Source organism: Chryseobacterium herbae (assembly GCF_025154075.1).
Taxonomy (GTDB): Bacteria; Bacteroidota; Bacteroidia; order Flavobacteriales; family Weeksellaceae; genus Chryseobacterium; species Chryseobacterium herbae.
This window is the reverse complement of sequence record NZ_JAOAMU010000002.1, coordinates 354,334-373,153: the sequence shown is the minus strand read 5'-3', so window position 1 is coordinate 373,153 and position 18,820 is coordinate 354,334. Positions and strand designations below refer to the sequence as shown.

Here is an 18,820-nt window from a genome sequence, read left to right as displayed (position 1 = left end):
ATTTATGACCTAATGAGTTCAGATCGTTATGATTTATTTTTCAAAAGCTGACCCCCGATATTTCCAGCTGCAGCGCCAGCGCCCGCTCCGGCAATATTTCCTGCTTTTTGAGCGGTTTGGGTAACATTACGCATGAAATTACCAGCGCCACCGGCTTGAATCACCCAACCTGTTACGGTTGGAACGGTGAAATATCCCACTATCCCGATGATCATAAAGATGGTGTACATCGTACTTGATCCATCAGGAATGAAATTGGGATCCGATAAGCTTTGAATATCTTTTTCAAGCATCAAAGATTGCAGCTTAGCGAGCATAGCGCTGAAGATATCAGCAACGGGAAGCCATAGGTAAACACTGACATACCGCGAGATCCACTGCGTTAACGTGGATTGGAAACCGTCCCATACCGATATAGCAAAAGCAATAGGTCCCAGAATAGACAGAACGATCAGAAAGAAGGTTCGGATGGTGTCAATCACCAGTGCGGCCGCCTGAAACAGAATTTCTAAGAGATCCCGCAGCCAGTTTTTTATCGTCTGCTCAAATTCATAACTCTGCCTTTCCATATACATTCCGGCCATCGTTCCCAGATCGGAAGGCGACCAGCCCAGCTCGTCGAGTTTTTTATCAAACTCCTCATCTGAGATCAGATAGGCCTGCTCAGGATTTCGAAGCATCGCTTCGCGTTCCAGCTGGTCTTTTTGTGCCTGTAATTTATTGAGATCAAGCACCTGATTTTCGAGCATGCCGTGGGTTCCTTTAACCACAGGGCTCAATACCCCATTGATGGTTCCAAGGACGATGGTAGGAAAAAACATAATGCAGATCCCCAGGGCAAAGGGTCTGAGCAGAGGAAACATATCGATAGGCTCAGCGCGGCTTAATGCCTGCCACACCTTCAGAGCGACGTAAAACAAGGCGCCCAATCCGGCCACGCCTTTGGCCACTGCCGCCATAGTGGCGGACAGTGGAAGCATCTCGTCGTATAACGAGCGCAGGATCTCATGAAGATTGTTAAAGTCCATAATGATAAGGTTTAAAGGATGTATTTATTAAAGAGTTGATGGATAAAGGGATCTACCAATATTTCTGATTCGCCGTTCCGTAGAGTTGAAGGACACGCTGCGCATCATTCTTCTTTTTAGCCCTCAGATAGCTTACTGAAATATTTTTATTGGTGTAATAGCGAACGAGTTTATGATAGTCACTGACTTCTTTGTACACCCTGTCAATAATTTCCATGCGCTCCTTATCGTTCAGGGACAATGTCGAAGTATTGATGATCTGTTTGAGATCTTTCAAGAGGTCTCCACTTTCACTGAGAAGCTTGGAGTACCCAAAGGCAATAGCCGTCAGTTCCTGAGCAGAAAAATTAGGATCATTCATCATTTTCCCAAAACTGTTCACATACAATTCTGAGATATCACCTACCATCAGTACGGTTTGCTGCACCTTCCGGGCGTCTTTAACCAGATTATTGACAGCTTTGAGCTTGTCGTAATATTCCTTGCCCTGATCATAGACTTTCTTTACTTCCTGAAAGCTTTTTAGGGTATTGCTCACCGTACTGGAAGTTTGTACGATCTGCTGGGCAGAGTTGACAATACCTTGTGCCAGATTGGTAGGGTCAGTAACAACCCATTGCGCTTTTGTCGGTGAGAAAGCCAGTAATAAAGCTGTACTCACCAATACCATGAATTTTTTCATTGTTTTGGATTTTAATTGGTTATGAATTCGTTGTTAAATCAGTGAATTTTCAGGAGTTTCCCCGAAGTATTATGGGTTTTCCTTTTTGTCGGCAGCGATCCTTTTAATGGCCAGCTCCACATTACCATGGAGCTCCTGAGCGAGCTGCATCACTTCGAGCTTTTCGGTTTCTTCCGTTGTGTAGGCGAGATATTCTTGCGCGGACACCTCTGTGGCGTATACGGCAGAGTGGGTTCCCCCCAGTCCTATCCATACTTCTTTATAAAATCGTGAGGGATCGTTATTCATATTAATAGAAAGGACCTGTGCTTTTTCTTTATCGGTCAATCCCAGCATAGCCTGGATATCATCGAACTTATTCATGTACTTGCGTTGGTCCAGCAGGATTTTACAGTCGGAATTATTGATGATACTTTCCTTGACAATCGGTGATCTAATAATGTCATCAACCTCCTGGGTCACGACGATGGCTTCACCAAAAAATTTACGAACAGTTTTGAAAAGATAGCGTAAGTATTCTGCCATACCCTCTTTAGCTATCGCCTTCCACGCTTCTTCAATGAGTATGAGCTTTCGGATCCCTTTGAGCCTGCGCATTTTATTGATAAAAACCTCCATAATGATGATGGTAACCACCGGAAATAAAATTTTGTGGTCCTTTATGGCATCAATTTCGAAGACAATAAAGCGTTTACTGAGCAGATCCAGCTGTTTATCGGAGTTGAGCAGATAATCATATTCACCGTCTTTGTAATAAGGTTCAAGAACATTGAGGAAATTGGCAATATCAAAATCTTTCTCCCGAACCTGTTTTTCTTCCAGAATCTTGCGATAGCCCCCTTTTACATACTCATAGAAGCCATTAAAAGACGGATATTCATCTTGTCTTTTGATTTTTTCAATGTACCCGCTTACAGCATTAGACAGGGCAACTTCCTCAGCTCGGGTCGGAGGTTCATCATCCCTTTTCCAGAGGGTGAGTATCAAGGTTTTAATACTTTCCCTTTTTTCAATGTCGAATACTCCATCGTCGGTATAGAAAGGATTAAAGGCTATCGGATTATCTTCAGTATACGTGAAGTAAACCCCATCCTCTCCTTTTGTTTTTCCTTTGATCAGCTCGCACAACCCCTGATAAGAGTTTCCGGTATCTACCAGCAATACATGGGCACCCTGCTCGTAATACTGTCTAACCATGTGATTGGTGAAAAAAGATTTTCCACTTCCGGATGGACCCAAAATAAATTTGTTCCGATTGGTAATGATGCCCTTTTTCATGGGCAGATCTGAAATATCCAGATGAATAGGGTTTCCGGTCAATCGGTCTGCCATTTTAATCCCGAATGGGGAGAGTGAATTTTGATAATTGGTTTCTTCTGTGAAGAAACAGAGTGCCGGTTCGATAAACGTATAAAAACTCTCTTCACTCGGAAAGTCCCCTGCATTACCTGGGATTCCAGCCCAAAATAGGGTCCCCACATCCGTCGTATTATGCCTGGGTTTGCATTCCATGAGTGCCAGGGCACTGCCGGTATCATTTTTCAGCTGCTTCAGCTCGTGCGCATCATCAGACCATGCCATCACATTAAAATGGGCTCTTATGGAGGAAAGACCAAAGGAATGGGCTTCATTCAAATACTTTTCTATCCATTCTTTATTGATCTGGTTACTTCGGCTGTATCTTCCAAGGGAATGCATATTTCTGGCAGACTTTTCAAATTTCTTCAGATTGTCTTCACTGTTATCCAGAAATAGATACTGATTGTAGATATGATTGCAATTGAGCAGCAAACCTACCGGTGCAGCAAACGATAAACGACAGTCGCTTCTGTCCGTAGAAAGCTTCTCATATCGGAGATCCGTAGAAACGCTGCCCGGCAGATCATCAGTATCAGATAATGTATGCAGGCACAATCTGTTGTTGCCAATTCTCATTTCTTCGGCTCCCAGAGCAATATCTTGAAGGGCTGTTCCCGCTTGTCTTGACAGGGTAAAGTACTGTTCCAGTAATCCCTGTTTACCTTCTGATCCGATAATATCTTCTTCACTCAGGCGCTCCAATTTGACCAATCCAGAATCATTAACGATCCTTTCAAACTGGCTGACCGATTCCATAAACCGCGAAACCGCTTCCTTATCCCTGATCTCCTTGGGAACGAGTACCCCTTTGCAGAGGGATGAAAAGTTGCTCTGCATCCGCATTCTTTCTTTCGAGGTTTTGGTAATGAACACATAGCAGTAATGATTCAAAAACGGACGCTCATTGAAATGCTGCTGGTAGGATTTTGCCAGGAAACTTAATCCTTCTTTATTGATGTCGGGAGCATAGTTTTCCTTGATATACCAATCCTGCTTGTGGATTACGGTATAGTCAGGCAATGTTTTTACGGCCTTATGCCACGCTGAATGGATCGCTTCATACTCAGGGGCAGCCACAGTGAATAGTTCCGGAAGATGCACCCTAAAGCAGGCGGTAATATCGGCTTCCTTAGAAATGATGCAGTTCTCCTCTACTGCCAAAAGTGGAAACTTACTTTCCAGCGTACTGGCTTTGCTTATGTTTCTCATACGGCAGTGGTTTTAGGAGTAGTTTTCAGATAGCGATGGATTCTTTTGCGACAGATGATGTATTTAGGATGGCTTTTTACAGCGCCCACTTTCATGAGGCCATGCTCGCCGTATTTTTTGTTGAGCTTAAAAGTTTGCCATACGATCAACGAAGCCGCACCACCACCTATGAATAGGCAGAGGTATGAATTCAGCCCTGCCATATAGAGAATCATCACCAGAACGAGAGTGCCCAGCAGCCCGCCCACGAAAATGAAGAGGTACTGCGCCTTTAGGCCCTTAAACTCCACACTGCGCCCAATGCCTTTATTGATATTGTAATTGTTCATAAGGCTTAGGGTTAAAGGAAGAATGAACGAAGGATCGTAGCCGCTACAATCAAAAAGATACACGCCCCAAACCAACTGGCTGCGGTCTTTGAGGTATCGGGATCGCCGCTGCTGAACTTGTTGTATACCTTGACCCCGCCTATAAGCCCCACGACCGCCCCGATCGCGTAGATCAGCTTGGTGGCAGGATCAAAATAAGAGGTCACCATCTGGGTGGCTTCATTGATACCGGCGGTACCATTTCCCTGGGCATAGACCCCCGAAACTCCCAGCAATACCATGCCCGTAAGCAGAAGCTTTTTTCTTTGTTTTTCCATGATTAAAACACATTAATTGGTTAGTGATTTCCTGCTTTTTGCAGGCTTGGAAACAAATCTATCGGGGCAATAGAGCCGGATTTATAGATTGGCGCTCTGTGGAATTGTTTGGCTTTTAGTGGCGTAAATCTTGGGTCTAGGGATATAAAAAAAGGCATCAAATCTCTGCAGATTCGACACCTTAATATATCTTGGTCATTACACTCTCCCATTCCTTAAAATGGGTCCGGCTTTACATTTTTCTTCCTTTCCTATTTTGGTCCTTGGGCTGCACCGGTTTTACTGTCGGCTTTTTCTTTTCTTCTTGTTTTTGCCTTTTAAGATTGTCTTTGATAACATAGGGAAGCCAGGTTTTCTCCCAGGGAACAGTTTTGGCCTCAAAATGACTTTTCACGCCAACGAGTTTTAAATCATCTTTAATATCCCAGCCCCCGGCTCTGTTCCAGCCTACAGGGTCAAGCTCTTTTTGAAAAGGAAACTGCACCGCGATCAGATCTTTGGGAAACCCGGTAATATTTTCATAATCCAATTCCTGAAACTCGTGCGTCTTGGGATTGTAGGGAATAATATAAGCATTCACTTCTTCTGAGAAGTAGTTATCAATCTCATCAAAGACAATTCCTTTGGACAGGAAATCGTCATGCGGTCGCAGCATATCCATCCGAAGGTCAACATAAAATGGATGTCCGGAAATATCAAGTATGGGAAGTATTCCCTGATTAACCCGCTTATCAAAAGCTTCCTGGTCTACCATCAAATCAAAATCAGTTTTACCCGTGATATCGTCTATTTTGTATTTAGTGGCCATCCCCTCGGGGTCCATCTTGACAAACTCCGGGATCTCCCATTGATCAAAAACATATCCATCGCCCACATCACGCATATCCTCCAGGGTTATGATATTACCCGGATCTTCTTTCTCTCGAAGTTCGAATTTGCTTACATCAACAATAAAGTCTATTCCTTCCAGATTAATGATTGGTAAATCTCGTTCCATATTATTTTTGCTTTTTATCACCGGTTTTACCGTTTCCTTTATCAAATATATCCTACACTGACAATCGGCAGAAGCAGGAACTCTACTCTGCATTTTACGATAAAACCGGTTTATTTGGTTTTGTAACTCCTACGGTATGCAGGCTTGGAAACAAATGTATCTGCGAAATAAAGCCTTGGGAATGAGATGGCTCTCTTAGGAACAATTTGGCACTTAGTGGCATTATAAGGAAAACAACACAAACTAGATTCGTTTTATAGCACACGAACAACTCCCTACAATGAAAAGTATTCACTAAACCATATAATATTAAAATATTATATTCATTTTTAGTCCATATCTAATTACTGTTATACAGCAATCCACCTTACTAAGCTTTTCTTGAATATATATTCTACAGATTTGGATTCAAAATACTTACATAATATTTCAAAGGATATTGTAATCGATTTATATTTGCCTACTGTTCGTAAGTTTCTGTATCGATTTTTTTCCTAAATTCATCATCAAATCAAATAAGTAATTTTGAAATATAACACCACAGAAAGGGAAAATTGGCTGGAATCAATTCATCCCGATTTTAATAAGCAGCTTTTCCATCATGATCCGGTATTGCATCCATGTCATATCATACATTCAGACTTTTTCACAAGAAAGGAAATCGTCAGCGAATATATTTCTCCAAGCAAGATTTGTGGATTGGAATACGCATGGGGTTATAATTGCCCTGCATATAAGTCAAAAGAATGGAGAATGGAATGGATCGAAATGATCCATTATTTGAGACGTTTAGATAGGGTGATTGATAACTTTAAAACCAAAGCAGAGGTGTTGGCCCATATCCACAAGGATAACGACCCTAAAGTTGTGAAGCAATACGGAGATCATTATTTTACCACGAGCGGGCAACATCGTCTTTGCCTGGCAAAGTTTCTCGAAGTCGGTCAGGTGAAGGTTTCAGTGCACAAATACGTTTTAAACAGAGATTTATTTAAGCGGGAAATGACACTCAACCGTTATCTACCAAAACTACAAGAGTTAGAACTGCTCTTTAAATATTATGAATCAAATTTGAATTTTGATTTCATTGGATTGGATACAGCAAAAGATACCACCTATATTAAAAAAGAATTTGTTAAATATCTTGTTGGTAGATATGACGAACTTAAATCCTCTCCAGTGAAGGGTATTAAAAATTCTCTTAAAGTATATTTTTCCAATGAAAAAATATCACAGATTAATGATGAGCATGATCTGTATAAACTTGATCCTATTCTGAGAAAGACTATATATCTTATGAATCAGAAGAATAGATTAAGTAAGCTTAAAAATGGCCATACTCGAAATTAGTACCCAACGCATTAAATGCAAAAACCACCAATATGATGGTTTTACTGCAATGTGGGATTTTAATAAAAACATGTTCGGTATCACTGTAATTGAAACCTTCGTCAGAAGATAGGCTGCGGATAGACTTGTATCGCGACTTAGCTTTTGTAATTCTTACCAAGATATCTCAACTTACAGCCTGGGACCTTTTCGTCGTAGCTTATTTTTCTTATTCAAAGCTTCACTGGAAGATACCTCAGAATATTGATTCTTTTTCAATCCGGCTTCTTCTAACAGTTTTTGAGGAATATTGGTATTCATAATTATTTTCCCTCCCGTTAATTCCGGAAGAATATTTTCCCCAATAGCCCTTTTAATCATATAAGATCCTTTCGGGTGCTGAAGTAATATTCCTATAGGCTGTGTAAACTCCCACACGTCAAATGACTTTCCCGGAATGCCTGCCACAATACCTCTTTCCACAGCTTTTTCAAGTTTCTTTTGGAATTTTTGGTTTTCTTTTTCCTGAAGATATTTATCCAATAGGTTATCCAAATATTGTCCTAGATCGATCTTCAATTCGTGCTGCCCACCTCCTAAACTAAATTTCTCCGAGGGAAGTGAACTGCAATATACCTCGGCCTCAGCAATTAGTTTTCCACCCCTCTCATTATCAGCCCGACATACAGTGGAACTACCACGTCCCCGGTTGGACGCCTCTCCCACTTTTATGCCTTCTATATACACATTGGCTGAGAATGCATTAGTCTCTTCACTGAGCTGCTCGCTAAAGTGAATGTTTTTAAGTTCTATTTTCATGCGCTACACTTTTTAAAATGAAATAAGAAGCCTTTTATATAAAGGCTTCTATATCAAAATCATCAGACTTATCATTCCGCATAATGGAAGAACCAGAATCCATTTCTAAGGAAAGACTCCTGTCCAATAGCTCGGCTATTTTTCTTGAAGCCCCTTCCATGGAGTTTTCCAATAGGCTGAAAAGTTCGGTTCCCTGTATTTTGTGAACGATGGCTACCGCTTGTTTTTGTAAAGAAGGCTCCGAAATCTCTTCTCGAAGCACCATCTCCACGGTACCCAGTTCTTCAAAGGTAACCCCTGTGGCAAAACCGACTCCAACATCAGAAACTCCATACCCGCTCCATTCTTCTTCCTCTTCTCTCAGATCAGGTAATTCACCAAAAACTTCATCCAGCTCTTCCTGCGGAATTTGTTGATCAAAATCTTTCTTTTCGATCTCATGGTCAAAATTATCGGAATCTACTTCCTGCTTTTTAGTTTGGCGCTCAGTGGCAGTATTTGGCTGCGAAAGTCTTACTGATGGCTTTGGTACGCCCATGATATCGGGTAGCCTGATTAAAGGTTTTGCTTTGCTGTTATCATTTTTAGAAGCTTTTTTGATGACAATCTTATCCTGTAGCAGTAGAACAATGACCAGCAGAAGGAATATTAAAATAAGTGTTTCCATAGCTATAAAATAGGTTTGTATTTATCATTAAAGCTCTTTGTTATATCCTCTCCAAATTCTTGAAAATGATAAGCCAGTACATTATTCAAATAAGCATAAATTGTCAGCTTATCTTCACCAATCACCTGCACGATACGTGAAAGCCGTTCATGAAATTCCGGACTGATGTACACCGATTTTCCATGACGGGCGCTGGTATCAGGACTCCTAAAGAAGATATCTTCATAGGGTAACTCGTTTATTTTTTTTGTTCTGCTTTTTTCTTTTGCTATCGGTGCAGCCGGCTTGCTCTCTTTCTCCTGATGAGGCTCAGGTTCGACTGGCAGCATCCCTTCTTTGCGGACACCACGCTGCATTTCATTCATGATGAACTCTTCATTGAGTTCAGGGATATCTTTCTTTTTATCTCTGTCTTCCATACTCATTATAATTTGATAGTTTTCAAAAATTCCTCGATAAACATATCCAGGTGACAGGCTTTCATGAGCCGTTGATCTGCAGGAAGTAAAGTTGACCGGAATGGACTGCTTTCATTCGCTTCGCCTTCTTTTCTGAATCTTTTACTGTCTTTAACTTGACTTTTCATTAAGGAGAATCCCAGACTTTCAATAAAATTGCTGTAAAAATCATAGAGCGGGGATTTCTCACGTCTGTCCACCTGATTCCAGAAGAGTTGGATACTTTTGATGCTGCATTCTTCATTTTTCATAATGATATCGTTTAGTGCCTGAGTAAAGCTCAGCGTACTTTCCACGACCACCCGGTCAGCAGTAATGGGTGAAAAAATATAGTGCATTCCCATCAGGGTTTTCAGTATTCCAGGCGTGTTCACCGTCCCCGGAAGATCAAAGAAAACCACGTCAGGAGGAACTATTAAGGACTCCATGAATCGTTCTGCTTCATTCAGGGCAGTTTCCACCTTGCAATTGATGATCTGATATGCCTTTTTATTAAGGGTCATAAACTGTTTTTGAGCCATCCGCTTAAAGGCTTCATTTTCCATAATAATTTTTAAATCCCTGTCCCGCATTTTTTTTAGACTGTATTGTGGAAAGTCACAGTCAAATACTGCCACCTGATAGCCTAATCGATAATGCAGAATACTGGCCGCAAGTGCAGAAAAAGTGCTTTTACCAACCCCTCCTTTTTGAGAGGCAAAAGCAATAAATAGAGGTTTGTGTGTTGTGTCCATATGTATTATTATTTTTAAGGATTACTATAGTTTCATGTATGCACTTCCGTACTTTCTTATGTCCATATTTGCACGTACAGCTAAATGCTTTCATATTTACTTCCAATGGTGTAGCCAGGAATAAATCAACATCGATTGCTGTATATCCGTAGCTTACACTTTTTTTACAGCTGCAAATACTTATTAATGTTGAACGCTTTGTGCATCTATGTGTCCACAGTGTTTTATGCATATACCTGATTGCACCTTTCAGTCTGTCTGTAAGGATTGGTGAATCTCTACAAGTACCTATATCAATTTGATCAGAGTTTCATACCATTCTATATTGCCATGTGTTTCCATCGGTACAAGTCGCTGTCCCAACGCAGCTACAGGCATCTCGAAATATTTACTTGTTCACGCAACTGTATCCGTTTGCTTAAACAAATAAATGCAGATCGGTACCACCTTTCGGTAAGCTGGCACTCATTGACATTCATTGGCTTCATTTGGCGCTTATTTCCATTGCAAACCTTTCTTTACTCCTCCCGAACTTTGTCAAAAAGATTTCAAAATGAATTGTATGGATAAGTTTTCTGGTAAATCAAGGATTATGTGGAACAGCTTGAAGCTGTTTTCCCCGCTATCAATAATCCGCTCCGAAGGACGGATTTTAGTGTTCACCGGAACACAGCAAGGTGTGTTCTGAGCTGCTTGAAATGAATTCCGCAGCTCAAAACCCTTGCCCTGGCCGGGAGCGGAAAAACTTCTCCAAAGTCGAAGTTTTATGAAAAATTTAATATGGATTAGTATGGAAGAAAATAATAAGCACCCACCCAAAAAAGCCGGGCGTAACCCTAAAAAGGATCCAGCCGTCTTTAGATATTCTATCAGCCTCAATGCTGAAGAAAATGCCCGGTTTCTTTCTCTTTTTGAGCAGTCAGGCATGAAAATAATGGCTCATTTTATTACCGCATGTCTCTTTCAGAGAACCATTAAAACGGTAAAAATTGACAAATCAGCCATGGATTATTATATGCGGCTCACCACTTTATATGGTCAATTTCGGGCTGTTGGAGTTAATTATAATCAAATCGTAAAGCTTTTATATCGGAATTTTTCGGAGAAAAAAGCATCTGCTTATCTCTTCAAACTGGAAAAACAGACCGCAGAAATGGCAAAACTATGCCAGGAAATGATTCGTTTGACTCAGGAATTTGAGACAAAACATCTAAAAAAAGAAGAATAAAATGATCGCAAATATTGGAAGAGGTGAGAATTTATTTGGTGCCCTTGCCTATAATCAGTTGAAAGTAGATAAGGAAAATGGACAAATTTTATACACTCACAAGATGGTGGAAACGCCTGATGGAAGTTATTCTGTAGCTCAGTTAGCCCGCTCTTTTGAGCCTTATCTACTGGCCAATAACAAAACAGAGAAGCCCATATTGCATATTTCTCTCAATCCCAATCCAAAAGATAACGTCAGTGATGAGAAATTTCAGGCTATTGCCCAGGATTATATGGAGCAAATGGGCTACGGAAATCAGCCCTTTGTCGTATTCAAACATACCGATACCAGTAGAACCCATATACATATTGTATCCGTCTGTGTGGATGAAGAAGGCAGAAAGATATCCGACACGTTTGATAAAAGACGTTCAGTAAATATTACCAGAGCCTTAGAACAGAAATATGGGCTGATTCCAACAATAGAAAAGGAAAATTCTCAAAAAGATAATATATTCCGCCCTGTAGATTATAAGAAAGGTGATATCAAAAGTCAGATTGCCTCGGTGGTCCGGTATCTTCCAACCTATTATAGATTTCAAAGCCTGGGTGAATATAACGCGCTCTTATCTCTCTTCAATATTACTGCTGAAGAAGTCAAAGGAGAACTGCATGGAGTTCAGAAACAAGGGCTCATTTACTCTGCCCTCAATGAAAATGGTGAAAAGATCGGTAATCCTTTTAAAGCATCTTTGTTCGGAAAAAATGCAGGTTATAAAATGCTTCAGGAGCATTTTCTGACATCTAAGGAATCATTTAAACAGGAACCTGCAAAGGTACTATGGGAAAATTCCATTGAGGTTGCCATGCATACCGCAACTGATGAGATCAGTTTTAAAAAGCAATTGCAGCAGCAGGGGATTAATACTGTAATACGACGAAATTCTGAAGGACGACTATACGGGATCACCTTTATCGACCACAACTCCAAAACAGTATGGAATGGGTCAAGATTAGGTAAGAAGTTTTCAGCAAATATTTTTAATGACTGGTGGACCCGTGATCAAAAACCTGAGATCAGTACAACAGAATCGAAAAAAACAGGTCATACACCTTTCATATCCCCGGATGTAAATCAAGAGCAAATGCAACATAGTTTATTTGATTTTCTTGGTGACAATAAAAATGAGTCAGTCTTCATTGAAGGTTTTGGAGGATTACTGCCACAAGTTTTAGGCGAAGATTATGAAGAACTTGCTTTTGAAAATCAAATGAAGAAAAAAAGAAAACGCAAAAAAGATTAATCACCACTAATAAAGCCTTACTCTCAATACAAATAGATCAATAATCTAAATCACCTTTATAAAATAATATGAGCCGGCCATTGAGGTTTAATCATTTAATATTTGTTCTCAGACTTTACTAATATTTGTAAATATTAAATGAAAATAAAACTGTCCATACGCCCATATTTTGCACACCACAAATCGGCCCATAAATGGTATGCCTTGTCTTGCGAAACTTTTTTTAGACGTTGTAATCTTTCTCCGACCTCAATAGGATTAAAACCCGGACCGTTAATTATAAGCCAGGCTTTGTTAAACTCCCTTTTTCCCATATACTCCTCAAATAATTCGCTCTTATCACTATTGGGCCTTAGCCATTGAGGTATATTTTCCAATGGCTTATATTTTTGCTGCTTGCGGAAGAAGGAAAAACCTTTTTTTTCGGAAAAATATCCGATCCATTCTTTATGTGATATTTCAAAATAAGCCCCTGAAGAAAGACCATTTACATTAATAAGATCTACAGTGGAAGGGAAAGATCCTGTATATTCATTGATATTAGAGTTGCTGTATAACCACAAAGGTTCTTTTTCTTTAAAAGAAGCAAGGATTTGTACCTGCTCAGTTGAATTTAAACGTGATATTCTTTTTATATCTTCAAAACTATATTCCGCTGCTAATTTCTTCAATACAGTTAATTTTGAATTAACATCAATCTCATCGCCTTCTATTACATCTACAAAATACTCGAAAATCAAGCGGTCAATTAATTGATCTGATGTTCTTGCTATTTCTGCATTTTCAAACTGTGCTGCAAAATCCATATAGCTGTAACACATTTCTCTATCCGTAAACCAATGTTTTGTAATACCAAACGATATCGGAGTGGCATCATAATCTATAATTATTGGAATAAAAAGTGGTGGATGTGGATGGTTCCTTTTTGAATTCACTTCATCCGAACCATAAGATTCCCACCCACTATATTCTCTGAAAAGGTGAATATTCCCCAGACTTATATCCTGGACTCTTTTATCTACACCTAATAGTTCAAGTATTTCTTTCATCCGTTCTATTTTCCCATATTTATTATATGAAAATAAAACTCTCGTGATGTCCATATTTTTCACACCAGAAGTCTACCCACAAATGATATGCTTTTTCATTTGTCACTTCCTTTAGCCTCTGTAATCTGTCGCCTACTTCCGAAGGGGTAAAGCCAGGGCCATTTATTGTAAGCCATGCTTTATCAAATTCTTCCTTTTCCATATACTTCTCAAACAGTTCCTTTTTGCTAAAGTCTGGCAAGAGCCATTCAGGTATATCTTCTAATGGTTTATATTTAGGTTCTTTTCGGAAAAGAGAGAAACCTTTTTTTTCTGCATTATAACCAATCCACTCCTTATGAAAAATTTCAAAATAACATGAAGTCTGTATTTTCGAAGGAATGATTATCCTATCATTGGATGGAAAATCACCGTTATATTTTGATCTCTCAGCTATACAGGATAAAGGAGAATCTTCGAGAAGTAAATCTATCTTACATTCAGCATTCTCAGCATAACTCATATTTAGATTTTCAAATTCAGCAAAGTCAAAATCTTTTAATCCCATTAGTTCAACACATTTTTGAAGCCTTTCTGTAACTATACAATCCTCATTATTCACAAACTCATCAAATAATAATCTCGAAAATAATTGCTTTTCACTTCTTGCGATTTCGGTAGTTTGAAATGAACATCCATCTGTCATATCTCCATAACTAATTGTTCTTTTTGTGAACCAATGTTTAACAATTCCCATGTGGTAATGATCTGCATCATAACTATACGAAAAAGGAATAAGAAAAGGTGGATGGGGAAAAGAATCTGTCTTCTTTTCATCAATATAAAACTTAAACATACTATATTCGTCAATAATCGGAATACTACCTTTATATAATAACTTAAGTTCATTGCTCAAGTTCAATTCGTTTAATAACTCTTCCATGTTTTTAATCTAAATCGTTATCATCAATCGGTCTAGGATTATAATCGTACAAAGGTTTCTCATGCTTTGGACTTACAGGATCTCTAGTTGGGTGAGGTCCTTGTGTTGTGGCTGGATGTATTTGATTTAAATGCTGATCAGTACTTCCAGTCGGATATAGATTTTTAGGATCAGTCGCATGGTCTGGATATCTTTGTAGGGGCCAATTATTATGGTGAATAGGTCCCTCAGGTAACTCTACTCCTTGTGAAGATGCCAATTTTTTAAACTCCCGCTCTACTGTTTGGAAGGCACTTCTTAATTCAGCATTTGACATTTCCCTATTATTACTCATATTTCTCTCATACTTGGTAAATGCATTGTCCTGACCAGTATTCCTTTTATTTTCTTTAGCTTGTTCCCATAATGCTCGCCAGACAGGATTATCATTAATTGATTGTAGTCTAAATCTTCCCTCTAAAGTAACACGCTCAAAAAGTTTACCATTTTTTAAAGCATTACCTAATTGAGCCCCTTGTTTGTAAATCCCTGCAGCAATATTCGGATTTGTCCTGGCACTTTCATACATTGCCCGACTTCCAACAAGTGACAATCCAGCATAGTAAAAGTCTTGCCAGTTTAAATGTTGAGGATCTTCTCCCGTTGCCTTCTTCCAAATCTGGATGAAAGGTTGCTCAAATATGGTCAAACCACTTATCGCTTCATCTCCTGTTTCATTTAAGTCTTTCCCATTGCGTAATACCCCCTCAAAAACAACCTGATCCGCCGCGGCAAGTCCCCTGGCAGATACATTTAGGAATGCAAAATTGATCAGGGCAGTGGACATCGTAGGTGTTGCAGTACCAGCAAAAGCACCAAAACCTGCTGACCCCAGTTTTCCCAACATTGCACCTTCTAAACAAGCCCATCCTGTATTACGTGCCGTATAGATCATAGCCTGCCATGTGCTTGTGATCCCCTCAGCGTATGTAATCGTCCCGCCAATGGGGCAGGTCATCTGACATTTTGAAGTAAGGGAGTATGCATCCCTACGACCATAAGCGTTCAAAGTAGAATATCCTACCCATTTTCGGAAAGGGGCAGCTAATCCGCCGCATAATGCAGCACTAGCAGCAACAGCTAAGGCAGCCAGTACCACTAAAGCGGCTCCCCCAGTTACAATACCAGCGGCAGCAATTGCCGCAGCTAGTACCAAGGTCCAACGACAACAAAAATCCCCCATTTGTTGTGTTGCAGTGTCATCTTTTACCAAGTAGTAGAATTTATCTTTTGTCCCGTGATTCTGTTGTGTTGGATACATTTTTGCGGGAGCAAGACCGGAGGAGCATGTAAAATACATATCACTGGTCAAAGCAACATATCCGCTTTCTCCTGTTTCACTCATATTGTTGTATTTTATAATGAACTTCACCACCAAACTTCTCATTGATAGTCTCAGTAAAACTTATTTCCCCATCTTGAATAAAGCCCGTTACTATATCAATGTTATAATTGGCATTATACGTGTAAACTGGCTTCAATACCTTAAAATCAGTAATAGGGAATCCTCCATAAAGGTCCTTGACATGGTTTTCAACCAAAATATTAGGATAACCCTCTATCTGTATATTATACACATTTCCATTTTCCTGATTCTTATTGCTGTCGTATTTGAGAACGAATGGAATAACACCCGATCTAAATAGGTTAGGAATTGACTTTTTTACTCTGCTAAATAAATCCCTGCCATAAAGGCTATTTAAATATATATCAAAAAATTCCGTTGCTCTAACCATTGCTTCAACACCGCCCTTTTTCTCAAAAGCTTCATCCTGTATTTTAAATAATTCAACTAGTGATGTATTGCTTCTATTATATTCTATTACTTCGGACTTGACTGTTTCCCAGCGGGTTTTTATCTGTTCCAAATTATCAACACGAAGAAGATTACCTTGTTTATCAACTGTAAATTTAATATCGTTGAGCGCTTTCTGCATTTGGGTAACGACTTTGTGTATTTCTATATATCCCGTATTATCTGCCTTGACCATTGCGTGATCAAGGGTAATTAGCTCAAAAGTGTAATGCTGCGCTCCAATTTCTTTTAAACTAAGCATCCATCTTATTTCAACCTCATTATCGCTTGTAAAACCATTGAGATTCATGCTGCTCGTAATTTTTACCAGATATTTTCTTGTAGCATGTGATTTAAAAGTATGTTCCATTTACAGATCTCTTAATTAATAAAAACGTTACCACCACTCCAAGAACCTTCTCCGGTAATTTCTATTTTTGCTCCATTTACCTTTATACCAGCAGTAGAAATTTCGATGCTGTTATCACCAACCTTAAGTGTTAATTTATCCAGGGAGCTCAGATCAATTACACCATCTTTTCCCATAGTCAGCACACTTTGACCTTTTCCGACATCAGTTTTATGTGTATCTCCAACAGTCACAGTATTCTTTTCGCCAACAGTGACCGACTTATTCTTATTGGCATTAGTATTTGCATTACCTGCACCATCAAACTTCATATTTGCACCCCCTTGATCAGTTAGAAAAACTGACCCTTCTCCATCGTTCAACTCTAGTTTGTTTCCACTACGACTGCTCAGACTTTTGATATTATTTCCTTCGCCCCCTCCTGCACCAATTCCGCCATGGTACATCCCGCCCATAACAAATGGTCTATCAGGATGAAGATGTACAAAATTGACAATGACCTGATCTCCGACTTCAGGAATAGACATGAATCCACGGTTTTTACCCACCTTATCACTGCTTCCTGCATCGGGTGACATGACCCGGATAAATTCTGTGGTATCCTTACCACCTTGCCAATCAAACTGAACCTGCACACGTCCCTGATTAAGCGGATCTGTATTGGATGTTACTTTTCCAAACTGCGGTTCGGCAACAGGAATAGTAAATTCGGGGCGTGGTATAAATCCTGTATCTGAAGCTATTGCATTGAAAGAAGCATCATAGTATCCACGTGCATCTACTTCATGAGTCACTTCAATTAACATTAATTTCGTAAAAAACGATGTTTCGTTACTGTCTGTCTTACGCATCTCGACATCTACTATGCATCCCGGATACAAAAAAGGGACGGTCGTATTTCCTGAGGTAACAAAGACCTCAGAGGCATTGCTTCCAGCAGCACCTTTCTGTGATGCGTCAATATCCATAAAAGAGGTTGCTTTTATTGGAGCTACTCTTAATGATGGGGTCTGAAAAGTTCGTTCTGAAATTTCATAAGCACGTTTGGCAATGTCAGAAGTATGGCTAATTTTTGATTTAATCCCCTTTAACTTTTCATTTTTACTACTATTATACCCATAGAAAGTTGGATTAATATGCTGCGCCTTCATTTTGATGCGAATGTCAGTTAAATTGCTTCCATAGGTTAGTATTACCGGCTTCTCCTGCGGTGGCAATTGCCCAAAATGCAATACTTCACCGTCATAAAAGAACTGCTCACCAAAAGCTTCAGCTATTCTGGCTAAGTAATTATAATGTGTTTCTTCATATTGACAACTATAGGATACACTACCATATCTTGCGTCAACTCTAAAATCAAACTTGCCCTGTCCCAATCCTTCTTTTATTACTTCTGTTGCGATACTGTTCAAACTGATAGACTGCGCTCCTCCAAAGCTTTGAATATGGGGTGCAGCATCTAATAAAATAGTTGGACTGAAACCTGATAATACGAGATTACCCAGATTTCCTTTTTCCTGACTAAATCCTACTTCTGTAATAACACCCACAAAATTACGTTCGGGACTGGCATCAACATCCTTATACTTGAAGACAACAGTAATTCTTTTTCCCAGAAAACTTTGTGCTTCTTCCAAATTATGGTTCTCAGGGCTTCCTAAAGTATCATGAGCCAAAATCAGTTCAAATTCATGGTGCTTGGAAGCACTTTGACTAAGCTTGAAATGTTTGAAATGCTTTATCTGCTTACCTTCCACATGAATATCGAGTTTTACAACCCTGTTTATTCCTGCGATCACATTTTCTGGAATTGCCTTAGCATTATAAATTTTTGAGGTTGGTTGCTCAGTCCATATCTTTTCTTTTGAAATTTCCACTTCATTCGGTAATAGAGGCTGATTAAATAATTGTTTCCCTGTACTTACTACATTGTTAGCCTGTGACGCTAACCCAGTTATATCTTGAATATTACTGTTTTCTTTGATTTGGTTCGGGTCATCATTCTTATCTGAATACTTTCCGCTTTTGGAAAAATCCTTGTCTTTTTGAAACATGATAATAATTTTTTTCGGTTGTGTTTAATAAACTTAATACTCCTTTGGGCAAGGATTCTTGATTAGACTATTGTAAACTATTTGATGAGGTCAAAATTATTTACATAAAAATTCGACCTAACACTATTCGTAGAGAATATTATAATAAAA

At 39.4% G+C, this 18,820-nt stretch carries 18 protein-coding genes; 3 read left to right on the top strand and 15 right to left on the bottom strand.

All coding sequences use genetic code 11. The annotated features are described in order from the left end of the window. Window positions 1–26: 26 nt before the first annotated feature. The 6 genes from traJ to N0B48_RS07845 form a co-directional block, all read right to left on the bottom strand. Complete coding sequence (gene traJ, locus N0B48_RS07870) at window positions 27–1,028, bottom strand: conjugative transposon protein TraJ (RefSeq protein ID WP_259838054.1); 1,002 nt, start codon at window positions 1,026–1,028, stop codon at window positions 27–29. Between the two features lie 52 nt (window positions 1,029–1,080). Next, window positions 1,081–1,710 carry a DUF4141 domain-containing protein gene (locus tag N0B48_RS07865; protein WP_259838052.1) on the bottom strand — a complete coding sequence of 210 codons (630 nt, stop codon included), beginning with the start codon at window positions 1,708–1,710 and terminating at the stop codon, window positions 1,081–1,083. A 69-nt stretch (window positions 1,711–1,779) separates the two neighbouring features. Next, complete coding sequence (locus N0B48_RS07860) at window positions 1,780–4,278, bottom strand: TraG family conjugative transposon ATPase (RefSeq protein WP_259838051.1); 2,499 nt, start codon at window positions 4,276–4,278, stop codon at window positions 1,780–1,782. Beyond that, the gene (locus N0B48_RS07855) at window positions 4,275–4,607 is read right to left on the bottom strand and encodes a DUF4133 domain-containing protein (RefSeq protein ID WP_259838049.1); all 333 of its coding nucleotides are present in this window, start codon (window positions 4,605–4,607) and stop codon (window positions 4,275–4,277) included. Before N0B48_RS07855 ends, N0B48_RS07860 begins: the two co-directional genes overlap by 4 nt. Window positions 4,608–4,618: 11 nt before the next feature. Further along, window positions 4,619–4,924 carry a DUF4134 domain-containing protein gene (locus N0B48_RS07850; protein ID WP_442867480.1) on the bottom strand — a complete coding sequence of 102 codons (306 nt, stop codon included), beginning with the start codon at window positions 4,922–4,924 and terminating at the stop codon, window positions 4,619–4,621. A gap of 232 nt (window positions 4,925–5,156) precedes the next feature. Further along, window positions 5,157–5,921 carry a hypothetical protein gene (locus N0B48_RS07845; protein WP_259838048.1) on the bottom strand — a complete coding sequence of 255 codons (765 nt, stop codon included), beginning with the start codon at window positions 5,919–5,921 and terminating at the stop codon, window positions 5,157–5,159. 525 nt (window positions 5,922–6,446) lie between these two features. Between N0B48_RS07845 and N0B48_RS07840 the strand changes: the two genes are divergently transcribed. Continuing rightward, a complete protein-coding gene (locus N0B48_RS07840) occupies window positions 6,447–7,271 on the top strand; it encodes a hypothetical protein (protein WP_259838046.1) in 825 nt (274 codons plus the stop codon). A gap of 171 nt (window positions 7,272–7,442) precedes the next feature. Here N0B48_RS07840 and N0B48_RS07835 read toward each other — a convergent pair whose 3' ends face one another. From N0B48_RS07835 to N0B48_RS07820, 4 genes are read right to left on the bottom strand one after another with little or no spacing between them, the layout of a single operon-like run. Continuing rightward, window positions 7,443–8,069 carry a hypothetical protein gene (locus N0B48_RS07835; RefSeq protein WP_259838043.1) on the bottom strand — a complete coding sequence of 209 codons (627 nt, stop codon included), beginning with the start codon at window positions 8,067–8,069 and terminating at the stop codon, window positions 7,443–7,445. Window positions 8,070–8,103: 34 nt separating this feature from the next. Continuing rightward, window positions 8,104–8,736: a conjugal transfer protein TraD gene (locus N0B48_RS07830; RefSeq protein WP_259838041.1), complete on the bottom strand. Its 633-nt coding sequence runs from the start codon at window positions 8,734–8,736 to the stop codon at window positions 8,104–8,106. A gap of 2 nt (window positions 8,737–8,738) precedes the next feature. Then, complete coding sequence (locus tag N0B48_RS07825) at window positions 8,739–9,155, bottom strand: DUF3408 domain-containing protein (protein ID WP_259838039.1); 417 nt, start codon at window positions 9,153–9,155, stop codon at window positions 8,739–8,741. Between the two features lie 5 nt (window positions 9,156–9,160). Further along, on the bottom strand, window positions 9,161–9,928 hold the full coding sequence (locus N0B48_RS07820; RefSeq protein WP_259838037.1) for a ParA family protein: 768 nt from the start codon (window positions 9,926–9,928) through the stop codon (window positions 9,161–9,163). Window positions 9,929–10,718: 790 nt separating this feature from the next. On the opposite strand from N0B48_RS07820, the gene mobA reads away from it, so the two are divergent. Together mobA and mobB are read left to right on the top strand one after the other, a co-directional pair. Then, window positions 10,719–11,156 (top strand): conjugal transfer protein MobA, encoded by a 438-nt coding sequence (mobA, locus tag N0B48_RS07815; RefSeq protein WP_259838681.1) that lies wholly within the window; start codon window positions 10,719–10,721, stop codon window positions 11,154–11,156. 1 nt (window position 11,157) lies between these two features. Next, window positions 11,158–12,441: a conjugal transfer protein MobB gene (gene mobB, locus N0B48_RS07810; RefSeq protein ID WP_259838036.1), complete on the top strand. Its 1,284-nt coding sequence runs from the start codon at window positions 11,158–11,160 to the stop codon at window positions 12,439–12,441. A gap of 134 nt (window positions 12,442–12,575) precedes the next feature. On the opposite strand, the gene N0B48_RS07805 is transcribed toward mobB, so the two are convergent. Genes N0B48_RS07805 through N0B48_RS07785 form a run of 5 tightly spaced genes read right to left on the bottom strand, consistent with a single transcriptional unit; the run spans window position 12,576 to window position 18,670 of the window. After that, the gene (locus tag N0B48_RS07805; RefSeq protein ID WP_259838035.1) at window positions 12,576–13,490 is read right to left on the bottom strand and encodes a hypothetical protein; all 915 of its coding nucleotides are present in this window, start codon (window positions 13,488–13,490) and stop codon (window positions 12,576–12,578) included. A 22-nt stretch (window positions 13,491–13,512) separates the two neighbouring features. After that, window positions 13,513–14,412 carry a hypothetical protein gene (locus N0B48_RS07800; RefSeq protein ID WP_259838033.1) on the bottom strand — a complete coding sequence of 300 codons (900 nt, stop codon included), beginning with the start codon at window positions 14,410–14,412 and terminating at the stop codon, window positions 13,513–13,515. A gap of 4 nt (window positions 14,413–14,416) precedes the next feature. Continuing rightward, window positions 14,417–15,796, bottom strand: coding sequence for a hypothetical protein (locus tag N0B48_RS07795; protein WP_259838031.1), 1,380 nt, complete (start codon window positions 15,794–15,796; stop codon window positions 14,417–14,419). Continuing rightward, window positions 15,789–16,616, bottom strand: coding sequence for a hypothetical protein (locus N0B48_RS07790; RefSeq protein WP_259838029.1), 828 nt, complete (start codon window positions 16,614–16,616; stop codon window positions 15,789–15,791). Before N0B48_RS07790 ends, N0B48_RS07795 begins: the two co-directional genes overlap by 8 nt. A gap of 11 nt (window positions 16,617–16,627) precedes the next feature. After that, window positions 16,628–18,670 carry a type VI secretion system Vgr family protein gene (locus N0B48_RS07785; RefSeq protein ID WP_259838028.1) on the bottom strand — a complete coding sequence of 681 codons (2,043 nt, stop codon included), beginning with the start codon at window positions 18,668–18,670 and terminating at the stop codon, window positions 16,628–16,630. Window positions 18,671–18,820 lie beyond the last annotated feature (150 nt).